This is a genomic window from Bacillus salipaludis (genome assembly GCF_004358205.1).
Genome location: NZ_SMYO01000036.1, coordinates 1 through 14,705 on the forward strand (window position 1 = coordinate 1; position 14,705 = coordinate 14,705).

The 14,705-nt window shown below is 38.3% G+C and carries 13 protein-coding genes and 2 pseudogenes; 9 read left to right on the forward strand and 6 right to left on the reverse strand.

Annotation, left to right across the window (positions count from 1 at the left end; all coding sequences use genetic code 11):
* Positions 1 to 374: 374 nt before the first annotated feature.
* The 4 genes and pseudogenes from E2K98_RS28650 to E2K98_RS28665 form a co-directional block, all read right to left on the reverse strand.
* Positions 375 to 608 (reverse strand): annotated as a pseudogene (locus tag E2K98_RS28650) (short-chain dehydrogenase); the annotation flags it as partial.
* 301 nt (positions 609 to 909) lie between these two features.
* Entirely contained in the window at positions 910 to 1,380 is a 471-nt protein-coding gene (locus tag E2K98_RS28655; RefSeq protein WP_133340205.1) for a DinB family protein, read from the reverse strand.
* A 323-nt stretch (positions 1,381 to 1,703) separates the two neighbouring features.
* Entirely contained in the window at positions 1,704 to 2,024 is a 321-nt protein-coding gene (locus E2K98_RS28660) for a thioredoxin family protein (protein ID WP_133340207.1), read from the reverse strand.
* 521 nt (positions 2,025 to 2,545) lie between these two features.
* Complete coding sequence (locus E2K98_RS28665) at positions 2,546 to 3,394, reverse strand: COG4705 family protein (RefSeq protein WP_133340209.1); 849 nt, start codon at positions 3,392 to 3,394, stop codon at positions 2,546 to 2,548.
* A gap of 378 nt (positions 3,395 to 3,772) precedes the next feature.
* On the opposite strand from E2K98_RS28665, the gene lepB reads away from it, so the two are divergent.
* Both lepB and E2K98_RS28675 read left to right on the forward strand, forming a co-directional pair.
* Entirely contained in the window at positions 3,773 to 4,321 is a 549-nt protein-coding gene (lepB, locus tag E2K98_RS28670; RefSeq protein ID WP_133340211.1) for a signal peptidase I, read from the forward strand.
* Positions 4,322 to 4,944: 623 nt separating this feature from the next.
* On the forward strand, positions 4,945 to 5,229 hold the full coding sequence (locus tag E2K98_RS28675; protein WP_133340213.1) for a hypothetical protein: 285 nt from the start codon (positions 4,945 to 4,947) through the stop codon (positions 5,227 to 5,229).
* A 189-nt stretch (positions 5,230 to 5,418) separates the two neighbouring features.
* Here E2K98_RS28675 and E2K98_RS28680 read toward each other — a convergent pair whose 3' ends face one another.
* Positions 5,419 to 5,835, reverse strand: a complete 417-nt coding sequence (locus E2K98_RS28680; RefSeq protein ID WP_133340215.1) for a heterocycloanthracin/sonorensin family bacteriocin — start codon at positions 5,833 to 5,835, stop codon at positions 5,419 to 5,421.
* A 785-nt stretch (positions 5,836 to 6,620) separates the two neighbouring features.
* Between E2K98_RS28680 and E2K98_RS28685 the strand changes: the two genes are divergently transcribed.
* The 4 genes and pseudogenes from E2K98_RS28685 (at position 6,621) to E2K98_RS28705 (ending at position 9,157) form a co-directional block, all read left to right on the forward strand.
* Positions 6,621 to 6,965 (forward strand): PadR family transcriptional regulator, encoded by a 345-nt coding sequence (locus tag E2K98_RS28685; protein ID WP_133340217.1) that lies wholly within the window; start codon positions 6,621 to 6,623, stop codon positions 6,963 to 6,965.
* A pseudogene (locus tag E2K98_RS28690) lies at positions 6,962 to 7,463 on the forward strand (DUF1048 domain-containing protein). The gene E2K98_RS28685 and the pseudogene E2K98_RS28690 overlap by 4 nt, the downstream one beginning before the upstream one ends.
* A 182-nt stretch (positions 7,464 to 7,645) precedes the next feature.
* Positions 7,646 to 8,407: an ABC transporter ATP-binding protein gene (locus E2K98_RS28700; protein WP_133340221.1), complete on the forward strand. Its 762-nt coding sequence runs from the start codon at positions 7,646 to 7,648 to the stop codon at positions 8,405 to 8,407.
* Positions 8,408 to 9,157, forward strand: coding sequence for an ABC transporter permease (locus E2K98_RS28705; RefSeq protein ID WP_133340223.1), 750 nt, complete (start codon positions 8,408 to 8,410; stop codon positions 9,155 to 9,157).
* Positions 9,158 to 10,419: 1,262 nt separating this feature from the next.
* On the opposite strand, the gene E2K98_RS28710 is transcribed toward E2K98_RS28705, so the two are convergent.
* Positions 10,420 to 11,928, reverse strand: coding sequence for a COG4705 family protein (locus tag E2K98_RS28710; RefSeq protein WP_133340225.1), 1,509 nt, complete (start codon positions 11,926 to 11,928; stop codon positions 10,420 to 10,422).
* Positions 11,929 to 12,370: 442 nt separating this feature from the next.
* On the opposite strand from E2K98_RS28710, the gene E2K98_RS28715 reads away from it, so the two are divergent.
* From E2K98_RS28715 to E2K98_RS28725, 3 genes are all read left to right on the forward strand, one after another.
* The gene (locus E2K98_RS28715) at positions 12,371 to 12,988 is read left to right on the forward strand and encodes a DedA family protein (protein WP_235824964.1); all 618 of its coding nucleotides are present in this window, start codon (positions 12,371 to 12,373) and stop codon (positions 12,986 to 12,988) included.
* 480 nt (positions 12,989 to 13,468) lie between these two features.
* Positions 13,469 to 14,002 (forward strand): GNAT family N-acetyltransferase, encoded by a 534-nt coding sequence (locus E2K98_RS28720; RefSeq protein WP_208025444.1) that lies wholly within the window; start codon positions 13,469 to 13,471, stop codon positions 14,000 to 14,002.
* Positions 14,003 to 14,381: 379 nt separating this feature from the next.
* The gene (locus E2K98_RS28725; protein ID WP_133340227.1) at positions 14,382 to 14,570 is read left to right on the forward strand and encodes an amino acid transporter; all 189 of its coding nucleotides are present in this window, start codon (positions 14,382 to 14,384) and stop codon (positions 14,568 to 14,570) included.
* Positions 14,571 to 14,705 lie beyond the last annotated feature (135 nt).

Below are 14,705 nucleotides of genomic sequence, written 5' to 3' on the forward strand. Positions count from 1 at the left end.
TAAACCAACAAATTTTTGTACATCCTTCATATTAAACGGCTCCTTTTCGTGTGTAGCTCTACACTTGGTTTATTTTTGGGTAGTAACATTATGACCAAGTGCAACCTACGTTAAGCGATGGGAGCCGTTTCGTTCATTATGACTAAAGGTGCTGTTTCTACAAAAAGTGGAGACGCTTTTCTCTATTCAACTAAATGGGCAGTTTAGTGGAAGAAGAAATTGGATAACTTTAAAAAGAAAACTCGCCATAAACATCTTTGGCGAGTTTTGCTATTTATTACCCAATATGGTCCATTTAAAATACAACTGTCTTCTTAAATAAATGATTTTCTGAAAAGCATTTAAAAAATTTAGTAACTCTTCACAAGTGGTGGTTACTCAATTATGTTCTTCGTTGCTTGGTACATTTTCTCGACGTATTCGTCGATTTCATCCCGTGACATACGTAAGCGATTCACAGAAGTACCATATCCGATTTCGTTTTTACCCTCTTCTAATTCTTTGAAAATGCCGTCTGCGAATTCATCTAATGGTTCTCCAGGCAGACCTGCACCGTTTAAAAAATCTGTATTCACCGCTGGCGGAGCAACTTCAATGACTTCTATAGACCTTAAAATTTTCCTTTGTGAAATTCTATCAGAAGGAAAGGGTAATTTTACCAATAGGATATTTTATATTTTTAAGTATAAAAATTATTTATCATATTAAGCTAACGGGTGCAAGAGTTACAGAACTGGCTGTCATTTAGGCAGCTTTTCTTATGGAACTAAATGGGCGGGTTAGTTGAACAATCGTCATTAGCTTTTTTCCACAAACGATAAATGCGAAAGCCCCAGTTCCTTTAGATAAAAGGGGATGGGATCTGATTGTAGAAAAATCGAGAATATTTTTAAAAGCGTCTTATCAAAATTAGCTTTTTACACCCATATGTTCAATTATTCGCTTCATTGCTTGAACCTGTCCCATATGGGCAGCTTCATGCATCAGCGTTACACACGCCAGTTCTCCAAAGGTTTTACATCCCAGGAATGGTGTTTCTAAAGTGTTGTTTAGTTGTTCAGCTGAAATTTGCTGAAGACGAGCTAATTGATCTTTTAGCTGTACCATAAGTTCATCCATAGTAGGTACATTTCCTGTCCAATCAGCTGGTTTCGTACCGTTCCCGAACAATTCCATATAGTTTGTGGGAAGATGGGTTGTTGCATGAGGAAAACCAAACATGGTTTGTTCAGTAACTGTCAAAACGTGACCAGTATGCCAGTGAATTGTGTTATTGAAACCACCTGGCTGGAGATCTGTTTGGTCCTTGGAAATAGACCCTAAGATCTTGATGAAGTACTCTCTTGTCATTTCAAATTGCTTAAATAAAAGTTCGTTCATTCGCTTTCTCCTCCTTTAACATAAACAACCATATTTTACCATAAAATAAGAGCGAATATGGCCTTTTTCTGTAACAATTTATTGACATTAAATGTCTAATTTTTTACTTTGTTTTCAATAGTTGAACCTAAAATATGGAATAATTTCCGTCCTTTAGCTCATAAGAAAACGGATTCTACAACATCCACACCCTATTAACATGAACTACAACTCGTTATAAAAATGGGGTTGCAACCTTTTTTATTTTTGTAGAGCAAGATTGTGAGAGATTATGGTGCTTAAAATGAAATAACGACCAAGATTATCTGGTCGTATACCTTTAATTATTTATTTTGTTCGTTCAAAAACTCTCTTACTTGCTCTGGAGATTTTGCGTTAGCACTATGTAAATGGGCAAGCTTTTCTCCGTTTTTGAAGATTAGCAAGCTTGGGATTCCCATTACAGAATATTTTTCAGCAAGTTCTGGAAAATCATCACGATTGATTTCGTTCCACTCATATTGACTGTAATCCTTAATGACATCATCGATGAACATATTCATTCTAGTACAGTCTGGGCACCAACCTGCAAAAAATTTTATGATAACAGGTTTTTCATTAGAGACCACTTGTTCAAATGTTTCAAGACTTTTAATTTTCTCCAAGAGATTTCCTCCTTATTAAAATAACCAATGGGATTGATTATTTATTTATTAGTATTGTATAAAGTAATTTCTTCTCATTCAAATTTTTTGATTGGTTAGTACTTGCTCTAATTTAAGACAAAGAAGCACTTATACCAATTGCTATTGGAGTTTTTGCTTTATGGTCATTTTTTAGTGGGTAGAAAAGGTTTTCGTTATAAAACTAACGGGTGCTTATGTTAGGGATGATGATCGCTGCGGCAGTCATTTTTTCTTGTTGAACAAACGGGGCAGGATCGTGGAAGAAAGGAAAGTTATTTATAGTAAGGAATATTTTTCTTTTAGATTGATTTTGATAAAACAATCGTATTAGATGTCGGAGGAAATATAATATGGGTACATTTTAATGCGAGGTGAATTTGTAATAAAATATTGAAAAAATAGCATAAACAAAAAAAGAGCACGGGAAGAAAAACTTCTTATTTCCTTTCCATGCTTTTTTAAGGACTCATTAGATTGGCCCTTTGTATGTCTTTTAAGTTTTAATCTACTTGGAGATTAGATTCGTTTATTCTCGATTTACTTGTTGTGAACTGAATAATAATGCAGATTACGAGAATAGCCAATAAAATAGCGGAAGCGATTTCTGTACCATTTTCTAAACCTAGTCCACCTTTTTCGTGAGGTTTAATCAAGTAATCACCGAACGTTGCCCCGAAAGGACGAGTCAATACAAATGCTAACCAGAATAAAAATACTCTATTTATTTTTGTAAACCAATACGCTAAAAGAACGATTAATATTAACCCACCTGTGACCATAGCGCCTTGAGCAATTGTAAGTCCTAAACCTTGTTCCAGATAATTTCCACCACCAGCTAACGTTCCGACTCCTGAAGCTTTGTGCGATAAAAAATCTCCTGCTGCTGTACCTAGTGTATTAGAAACTAGAATGGCTATCCAATATAGAATTTCAACTCGTTTTGTTGCTATACTCTTAACGTTTAATGTTGGCTCTGTGAAATACCAAAATAAAAAAATAATCACCAGCAAACTTACTAATAGCAGAGACCCTTTCAGATATCCTAGCCCTAATGAACGGTCCATAAAGTCAGAAAATGCTGTTCCTGCAAGACTTGTTGATAAAATAACAGTCCAATAAACAGGAGGAACATATTTCTTAACAAACAATTGAATGGTTAAAAAGATAGCAAATACACCAATGAAAATCAGAAATGGGATTATGTAATTATCTTCTGTTCCAGGTACAGTAACTAAATCACTGCCTGTTTCTCCTAATGTTGTGGCGGCAATCTTCATAATCCAGAATAGGAGTGTCAATTGAGGAATCTTGTTAATTGACGAATTTACGATTTCTTTTGTAGTAGACATTTAAATTGCATTCACCTTTCATTTTTATTTTAAATTACAATAAATAGCCTCTTTATTTATTAAAGTAAGCTGAAAAAAGGATTAATTTTATATGATATTTCTCCGACTGCATAATTTGCATCGCCATCGAATGTGGGCAGATAAGAATGTCATACACAGAGTAAAATATTTGGGGGTTGGTAAAAAACACTAAATATTATGTTTGTGAAGTAAACTACTTAAACTATCGGGTGCAGGAGTTACAGATCCAGCTGCCATTAAGGTGGCTTTTTTTCTTCTTCAAGTAACGGGGCAGGATAGCTTAAGAAAAAACATATACCCAAACAAATATGGTAAAATGAGGATATGAAACAGATGAATATTTAGGGAGGTCGAGAAATGGTAAAGAAGAAAAATGAAATGTATGAATGGATTAAAGCCTTAATAGGTGCACTTGCAATAGCAGTCATTATTCGCTCTTTTTTCTTTACGCCGATTGTTGTTGACGGTGCTTCAATGAACCCTACTCTTCAGGACCAGGACCGTATGATTGTAACAAAAATCGGAGAACCGAAAAGATTTGATATTGTTGTGTTTCATGCTCCAGAAGATAAGGATTACATAAAACGCGTAATCGGACTCCCAGGTGACAGAATTGAATATAAAAATGATGTTTTATATATAAATGGGAAAGCTTACAACGAACCTTACTTGGAAAAATACAAAAATTCATTAAAAGATGGAGGAACATTAACAGACTCCTTCACTTTAAAGGAAACCGCAGTAGGTAGTGATACTGTCCCTAAAGATAGTTTGTTTGTAATGGGAGATAACAGAAGGCAAAGCAAAGACAGCCGTGCTATTGGAGCGATACCATTGAAAAAGGTAATAGGGACAACAAATGTTGTTTATTATCCAATAAAAGATATTAAAATCGTAAATGACTAAATCCAGTTTGACAAAATAGTTAGACTGTTTTCTTCTTTAACCATTGGGGTGCGTTTAATCCTAGAAGGATTACCACCCTTTTTTTGTTGAATACCTTCTTAAATAAACGGAACAGCATGTCTGAATAAATATAATATGTGAAGTATTACACTTAAACTCCCATGAAAATAAAAACTGAATAAGGGCATGAAAAAATAGACCCAGAAAAACCAGTTTTTAAAAAAAGGCTGAGCCTCTTGAAGGATCGTATATAAGATTGGCTGGTAGATCGACTTGTGCAACCTTTCTACTTAAACTGAAATCAGTTAAAGCTGGCGCAACAACCAGAAAAAGGATTAATCTCCCATGAGTGCTACCCCTAAAGGGTGCGACAGTCGGTGGTACACCGTGGTCGTTGGAGTCAGACTAACGGATGGGCTCAAAGGCACCATAGTTCAAAGACCTTCTTCGCCAGCATTAAAACAGTATAGACGGTCTTAGCCATTTTCATTCTCTGTGGTGCAGCGCTGATTTTGCGCTACATGGATGGCTAACGGGTGCTTATGTTAACGATGGAATAGCTGCGGCGATTCCTGTTTTTTATTGGGGTAACGGCTTGGGAGAGTTTAAATAGGAGGAATAATATGAAAAAATTTCGTGGGAAAAAGAGATATTTCCATAAAATATGGAGAAAAGTAAATAGCTTTCATCTGGAACTTGATAATGAGTCATGGTTTAATTTTTATCATATTCACCTTGATTGGGATGGTCTTGGAAAAGGAAGTGTGAAGATAAGAAGAGAGCATATAAAAGCATATTTTGCTATTTATAAAAGGGTATTAAATAAGCTAAAAATGTTTGAAAAATCTTATTACAAGAGTCAAATAAGATTGGGCTGCTGCGGCAGCCTTTTTTGCTTGTTCCACTAATGGGGCAGTTTAGCGAAAGAATGAAATCCTAGTCTTAACAATTGTAAACTATATATAATGTACTATAATATTTCCAATATCATATACAACAAAGAAGTGCCCATGCGACAGTTCATGCGGGGACACTTCTTTTCATAAAAAAGCAATTTTTTGTTGAAGATTTACCAACCTACAAAACAGCTAAAACAACTAAATAAAGCCGCCGCCCATCATGCCACCACACATCATGCCGCCGCCCATCATGCCACCACACATCATGCCGCCGCCCATCATGCCACCACACATCATGCCGCCGCCCATCATGCCACCACACATCATGCCGCCGCCCATCATGCCACCACACATCATGCCGCCGCCCATCATGCCACCACACATCATGCCGCCGCCCATCATGCCACCACACATCATGCCGCCGCACATCATGCCACCGCAACGCATACCGCCGCACATCATGCCACCGCAACGCATGCCGCCGCCCATCATGCCACCGCAACGCATACCGCCAAATATTCTCGGATCCTGACTCTGAGCACCCATAGGAATTAACTGACCAACTTGGAAATTATCCATTCCTAAAGTTTGAAGTTCATTATGAAAATTGAGCATTTTTACCTCCCATGTTTATTTATTAATTTAGGTTAAACTGACATCTAACAAGAGATTTGAACGGAGGAATTTTGTCAGTAATGTGTAATTAAGAGATACTCCGTGTACTCTCTTCAACAAAATATGATTACTTTTAGGTGACTGTTACTGGTTTAAAAGCCTATTTAATGTTAAAAGCTTCATAAAATGTGGTGTCTGGAAGTAAAGTTGGGATTAATTTTATTCAACTTGTTTTAATTCTCAACGAAAGATCTCTTTAAGGGGAAGATTTGCTATTGAAAAGGAAGGAACCCCGTCAACCTTATTCTTGTTAGGAACTAGAGGTGGACTACTGCCCTTGTTTGTGTCGGAGCAAGATTGTGAAGTATTACACTTAAACTATCGGGTGCAAGAGTTGTAGATCAAGCTGTCATTTAGGCAGCTTTTCTTATTGAAGTAACGGGGCAGTTTAATTTAAGTACATTTCTTCACAAACTTATTCATAATCCTATCCCTAAAATATACAAACGCATCAAATTAATTACTCAATGTGTTTGTAACTAAATAGTCGCCTGCTATTTTTGCGAAGTCGAGACGTTTGTATTACTATCATCATTTTGGTCACTTTATCATGTAAATCAAGTCCACCAAAAAGGGCTCTTTTGACGAAAAGTTTTATTGACAAGAGAAGCTATTTAGTAATACTATATACTAGTAGTAAGCAACACTGAATATCAGTAACACAAAATACCTGTGTTACAGAGTACTGAAAAAAATATAAGTAAAATATAAATGGAGGTAAAGAATTGGAAAATATCACGGAAATGCTGAAAGGGGTGCTTGAGGGTTGTGTGCTTGAAATCATCAGCCGTGGCGAAACTTACGGCTATGAAATCACGCAACAGCTGCGAGAACTTGGCTTCACTGATGTGGTTGAAGGCACAGTTTATACGATTACCATGCGGCTTGAGAAAAATAATTTGGTGGACATCGAGAAAAAGCCATCTAATATGGGACCGCCGAGAAAATTTTACACACTCAATGCAGCTGGTCAAGGTCAACTTGAAATGTTTTGGAAAAAATGGGAATTCATTTCAAGTAAAATGAACGAACTTAAAACTAAAATAAAATTAAAAGGAGAAATAAAATGAGTATTTTTGAAAAAATTATCGGAAGTTTGGATGACAAACGAGAATGGAAGGCGATGGAGGCGCGTGCGAAAGCACTTCCAAGTGAGTACCGCAACGCTTACAAAGCTATCCAAAAATATATGTGGACTGCTGGTGGTGGTCCAACCGACTGGAAGGACAGCAGCCGTATCTTTGGCGGTATTCTCGACCTCTTCGAGGAAGGAGCAGTGGGAGGCAAGAAAGTCACTGACCTTACGGGCGAGGACGTGGCTGCTTTCTGCGACGAGCTAGTGAAGGATGAGCAAACTTGGAAGGATAAGTATCGCAAGAAGTTGAACGATACAATTGGTCGTGGCTAACGGCGAAATCCTAGTGGATTTTCGCCTAGCATCGACACTCACGACTCAAATCGTCACTGGGGACGACTTGGCTTCTTTTGCCGACGAACTAGTGGCAAACGCTAAAACCTTTGTCGACAAGTATCGCGAAGATTTGAATCTGAGTTTCATGAAGCGATAGGGAAAAAGTAAATTCAATAGATAATTCCTACTGAATAGCTGTTAACTAATGTAATGTGTCACCTTCACTATTCAGTTTTATTTTTAACTCGGTAGTTAGTAATACTGATTATCAGTCAGACTAAGTAGGAGGGTATAGGCAATCTGGCTCCGCAATGCGCATTTTATAAGGAGGAAAAAAGTATGAGTAATGCAGCGATTTCTGTAAAAGGGTTAAAGAAAACCTTTAAAGATAAGGAAGTCTTAAAGGGGGTCGATTTTGAGGTGCAGCGTGGTGAAATCTTCGCACTGTTGGGCTCAAATGGAGCGGGCAAGACGACGACGGTCAACATCCTCTCAACGCTGATGAAGCCCGATGGCGGCGAAGTAGGTATTTGCGGCTTTGACGTCCAGCGTCAACCGGACCATGTTCGCCAGAGTATCAGCCTGACAGGGCAGTTCTCTAGCTTAGACGGCATGCTCACAGGAAGGGAAAACCTGATGATGATCGCTAAGTTGCGGGGAGTTTCCAATCCCGCTCAAGTCGCCGACAATCTGCTTGCAAGATTCAGCCTGACTGATGCGGCCAACCGCCGGGCGGCCCAATATTCCGGCGGGATGAAACGCCGGCTTGACCTCGCCATGAGCCTGATCGGTACCCCGGAAGTCATTTTTCTCGACGAACCGACCACCGGGCTTGATCCCGAAGCGCGGAATGAAGTCTGGGGTACCATCAAGGAACTTGCGGGCGACGGCACGACCATCTTGCTGACGACCCAGTACCTGGAGGAAGCCGAACAACTGGCAAACCGGATCGCCATCTTACATGGTGGAAAAATCATCACGACCGGTACTCTTACTGAACTCAAAAAGATGTTCCCGCCAGCGAAAGTGGAGTATATCGAGAAGCAGCCGACATTGGAGGAAATTTTCCTCGCGATCATCGGCAAAAAGGAGGAGTTGTAAATGAAAAACAAAACAGGGGTATTACTAGGACGTTTAATGCGCAACATCATGCGCAGCCCGGATACGATTATCACGGTGGCGATTACGCCGATTATGATGATGCTGCTGTTTGTCTATGTATTTGGCGGCGCCATCGAGACAGGCACAGACAACTACGTCAATTATTTATTGCCGGGAATCTTGCTGATGGCGATCGCATCCGGAGTCGCTTACACTTCCGTACGGCTATTTACTGATGTAAAGAGCGGGCTTATGGCGCGTTTCATTACCATGCCCATCAAGCGTTCATCGGTATTATGGGCTCACGTGTTAACTTCACTTGTTTCCAATGCGCTTACTGTCGTGGTGGTGATCCTCGTCGCGCTCTTGATGGGGTTCCGTTCCAGCGCTGATATCCTGGATTGGCTCGCGGTAGCTGGGATACTCGGGTTGTTTACGCTGGCCTTGACATGGCTTGCGGTCATTCCCGGATTGACAGCGAGGTCTATGGAAGGGGCGACAGCCTACTCGTACCCGCTAATTTTCTTGCCTTTTATCAGTTCGGCCTTTGTCCCCACCGAAACCATGCCCAAAATTGTCCGTGCGTTCGCTGAGAACCAGCCCGTGACTTCAATCGTGAATGCGATTCGTGCCCTCTTGTATGAAGGGTCTGTTGGCAACAGTATCTGGATCGCGCTTGCCTGGTGCGTCGGCATTATGGTCATCGCTTACTTCTTCGCTAGTAAACAATTTAAACGCCAGGTAGGGTAAGTACACCATTATGGGATGTTTGCCATATCAATAGTCAGCTGCTGCGATGAATTCATTTGCTACACATGAAGGCTGCTTAAATGCGGTGCAACCATCAATGCCATACTATCGATTGAGTTGATCAAGATGGTAAAATTAACAGCAAAGGATTTCCTCTGGGGAGAGTAATATGGAACAAGTGAATTTTTTTAAAACAGTCTTTTTTTCGAAAAGGTTGAGAAAGCTTTCTTATTTCATAAAAAGTAATTAAAGAACGTTTGCCAGAAGCTGATTTCCAGCACGTTGGAAGCGAGTAAAAGGACCACACTGGAAAATAATATTAGCGATTAATACAGTGGGTGCAGTAATCACCACCATTGTTGCTGTCATCTTTGGAGTTACCAAATTTACAAGTGGAGCGTGGGTTGTTTTATAGTGATACCACTTATCATATTCGCTTCATTAGCCCAATTACCATCATGATCAAAACATTTCATCAGTTAAAGATTGATGTTAACACTCTAAAGCCTAAAGGAAACAGGGTTATCACAATTGTTCTTGTTTCAGGAGTACATCGGGTACCATATCATTTAAAGAAATAGGTTGTATAGGCATGATAAATTCTCATGCCTTTTATATATTTTATTGATCTAATTCAGGTTTTTTTGCGTATTGAGTTCTGTTGATGTACGCACTAACATCGTAAACAGCAGGGCATTCAATAACCCACCTTAATATTCAAAGCTACGGGATTGTAAAACATTACATTTTATTAAATTTAATTTTTACTTAGTTTCTTTTTTCCGTGATTTTATACATGATATAGACACCCATATTGATAAAACAATGGATAAGGCTCCAGTAAATTCATAACTTAACCGATAAATCGGGTTTATAAATAATTCATACGTACCATATAAAAAACCTAAACAAATGAAAATAAGGTCTATTATTGAAATCTTCATTTTCAGCTCCTTAACTTTTAAACCTTTACCATGACCTACCATATTATCAAATAAATACTTTAAATTTGTGACCGTTAAAATTTTAATCCAAGTTCTTTAGAAAAATTCATCATTATATGTCCAATCAATTCTTTATATATTATTTTCTATTCAACCTGTCATTTTGACAGTTTTTCTTATGCACTAAAGTGGCAGACTGGTTTAAGTGTAATCTTTCACATTCTTTAAATGCTCTTAACAATGGCTTTTCGCTTTTGACAATTAAATTGGGGTTGTCTCAAAAAATAGGGAACCGCTTTTGCGTTTCCCAAGGATTTTCTATTTATTTGCATCATTTATGATACTGAGCGAATTGGTAAGTGCAGATTTTGACTTGCTAACATCAGGGCTTGATGAACGAACTGCAGCCAACACTACATCAATGGTTCCATCAATTTTTGTCCAGGAGGTACCATCTATTTTCCTAAGTTTAGGCTCTGCTGAATCCCATTGGTGTTCCAAATCATCCGCACTTTTCTTCGCTAAAGAAGAGTTATGGGAGTTAACATCTTTTAGCATAGTATTTTCAATTGTAGCGAAAGCTGTTAATTGTCCAACTAATGTTGTTGAAGAAGCATTCGCAGATAATTTATTTGCGGTGTTTAGGACGCTGAGCGAATTGTTTAGTGCAACTTTACCCTTGCTCGCATCTGGATTGGCCGAACGAGTAGCTGCTAATACAACGTCAATCGTACCATCAATTTTAGTCCACGTGGTGCCATCGATTTTTCTAAGCTTGGCTTCTGATGTGTCCCATTGATGTTCTAAATCATCCGCACTTGTTTTAGCCGAACTAAAGTTATTTGCGTTTACTTCCGTCAACATATCATTTTCAATTTTAATAAATCCTGTTAATTGTCCTCCTAATGAAGCTTGTGAAGTAACTGTTTGAGATGCTATAGCATTACTTCTCCACACATAACCGCCTATACCAACAATTAAGAAAATACACAGTGCCGCAATGGTTTGGGTCATAACATTTTTCTTACTTCCATTTGTTGGGCCTGTTTTCCCTGTTTCGCTCTTTGCATTTATATCAATTTTTGTAACAGCGAGAAAAACTATAATCGCTAAGATAGCTACAAGAAAAATGACACTTGTCACAGTAGTACCCAACCCTAACCCGCCATTAACTTTTGGTTGAGAAAGGAAATCTCCTATTGATGCTCCTAGAGGACGAGTCAAAATATACGCAATCCAAAATGCTAGTACACCATCAAGTTTCATTTTCCATGCCACGAAAATACACGCAATGATTATAATGACTGTTATCCCTGTATTCAGATAACCAAGACCGAGTTGTTCGGAATATAAATCACCGACTGCAGTTCCGAGTGCAAATGTGAAGAGAATGGTAAGCCAATAGAAAACTTCTCTTTTCCTTGTGAAAATTGAGTGTATTGAGAGAGTTTTTTCACTTAGATACCAGAAAAGAAATGTTAATGCTAGTAGTACGGAGAATACCCCCGTGCTAATTTCAAGAGGTACTCCAATACCGTCTGTCAAATTATCTGTTACCAATGTTCCAAAGACGCTTATAAGAACAACTGTTAGCCAATAAATGCCTGGAACGTATTTCTTTGCTCTAAATTGAAGAAACAACACAATGAAAAAAGCGATTCCCATAATGATGGTAGTGTTAGTTAAACCAAGTCCTAGATTGAAATTAAGAAAATCAGCAAATGTTTCACCAACAGTGGTACATAAAACCTTGATAATCCAGAAGAAAATCGTCACTTCTGGTACCTTGTTAAGTAAAATTTTCATTTTGTTTTGGTTCGTTTCCATACGTAATTTCCTTTCTTAAAGTGGTTTTCCGCAAACTTAACTTTAATACCGCTGACTCTCAAACAGTAGTTGCCATAATTTTAATGATCCAAAGAGATTATTGTTCATTGCTGTATTTATTTACACCAGTTTTCCTGTGTTCCCCAACCTCGTTAATTCAACCACTAGTAATTTTTTTCCAGAAAACCTCATTTCTATTTTTGAAAATAATCATTATTAATACTCCTTTTTCGATTGAAGTCATAATTAACAATTTAAACTATACGATATTGTTTTGGAGTAATTATTAAGAATCAATTAACCCTATGTTAACTGTCTATTAAGCTCTATTGAAAATTGAGTAATGTATATGCTATAAATTGCATTTTTTATGGCAAACTGTTATATATTTATTGTCTAAATTTTCACCATACACATTTCATTAATATAAGGGAGAATTGCAGTGAGCATTTTACATCAATTAGGGGACATAGCAATAAACTGGATTAATTCAATTGGATATTGGGGCATCCTTTTAGGAATGATTTTGGAAAGTGCTTGTATACCAATTCCAAGCGAAGTCATCATGCCTTTTGGGGGCTATTTAGTTTCAACAGGGCATTTAAATATGGTAGGCGTGATTTTGGTTGGAACACTTGGCAATATCATCGGCTCTTTAATTGCCTATGCACTGGGATATTGGGGTGGAAAAAGATTGATCGAAAGATTCGGGAAGTACGTATTTTTGTCAAAAAAACACTTGGAATCTGCTGAAAAATGGTTCGACAAGCGGGGAGAAATCACTGTATTTGTTTCACGTATTTTACCTGCTATTCGTACATTTATTTCCTTACCAGCTGGAATTGCCCGTATGGCCCTTGGGAAGTTCTTAATTTATACAGCAATCGGGAGTGTAATTTGGTCTGGATTCTTAACATATGTAGGATATATGTTAGGGAAAAACTGGGGAAACATTCAAAACTTCTTACATCCTATTGCTTATTTTGTTGCAGTTATTGTATTTTTCATTTTAGTTTACCTAGCTATAAAAGTTATAAAAAGTAAAAAGGCATCAGCTTAACATAAATGATGGATGTTTAAGGACATTTTAATTTTATACTTTTGGCCATCTACCGACGGTTTTTTAAAGCTATCACAGGCATCATAGTTAATATTTTAACTTATCGTTCCTCGGTTTATATTATCCACATTGGAAATGATGGCACTCAGCTATTTCCTACCCGTTCCTTTATGGATATTCATGTTTATGCATTTGAAATTCGTCCACTGGTTAAGAGAAACGTCTAGGCAAGCTAGTAAGCTTAATTAAAGAAGTCATCATCACTGGGTTACTTAAAGAAGCATGGCTTTTTTGGTTTATTAACGAAGAGAGTGTGAAGGATTGTACTTAAGCTAACAGGTGCAAGAATTTAATAAAGGGTTGATGCGGCAACTCTTTTCTTATTCCACAACTAGGCAGGAATGAGAAAAATTAGTGCTCCCATGCGAGCACTAATGGTACAATCTGCTTAATCATAAAAGTATGATGGAGGGGAGTAGCGTGAAAGATTCGATTATATTACGTGCAATTGATGTTGGGGATATTCAAAACTTTGCATTTATCGAGAGGGCAGCGCAGCTATTACAGAACCTCGTTTTAAACGGTGCGGCACTCGGATGGGTCGACCCACCCTCAACGGACGAGGTGGTCTCCCTGCTTCGGGAGTTGTCCGTCGTGAGTGAGCGCGGCGATGCGTGCTTACTTTCAGTTTGGGTCGGACCAGACCTTGCAGGACTCGGATACTGGAGGCGCTATAATCGCCCGACTCATCGCCCAAATGCCGACATCGAAAAAGTAGCAGTCGATCCGCGGTATCAAGGTCGTGGTTTAGGGCGAAAGCTTGTAAGTCAGTTAATTTCGGAAGGGGTCACTACTGGAATTGAGGTATTAACCCTAGATTTCCGTGGTGACAACGAGCGTGCTGCCAAGTTGTACAGATCTCTGGGATTCACGGAATACGGGCGTTTACCTCGGTTTGTAGCTGTTGGTACTATGCGATATGACAAGGTATTATACGCCATCGATTTGCGCTGATAGACGAGTGACGAAAGTCGTATAAATAAACGATAAGAAATTTCGTTACTCTGGCAGCACCAATACTGAGTATTTGAATTTAGCTTCTGTCGCTAAAGGGGGCTTATGTTAGAGATGGGATAGCTGCAGCTATCCCGTTTTTTTATTGAGCTGCCGAAGCAGATTAGACAAGGAAGGAATGTAAAAAAGAAAGGCGGGGGATTTTTATTTGTTTGATATTGCGAAGGTTTTCACTTAAAGTAACGGGTGCGTTTCCACAATAAGTAGAGACGCATTTTTTCAAATTGAAGTACCTCGGCAGGTTAGTTCAGGAAAATAATACAAATAATCCCAATGTATAGGACTTAATAATGTTATTATTTTGTAAAGGGGTGGTTGTATGAAAGATGAGAATAAACCATTTAATGATGCAATAGACCATTTTAACGAGATTGAAGGAAATGCTGGTAACCCTTCTAATGCTAAGATAAACAAGTTACCAAAACCATTAAAATACTTTGGATACTTTATGATTGGTTTCATTTCATTATCCATTCTATTAATGATTATAGTAAATTTATTAAATTAACTAATACTTACGGGTGCTTATGCAAAAGACGGGATGCTTCGGCGATCCCGTTTTCTTATGTGCGCCCGGCATGGGCGATAACTTGGTGGTGAAAGTCCACTACAGGCTTGGCAGTAGGAACTGTTAGCCAATAGC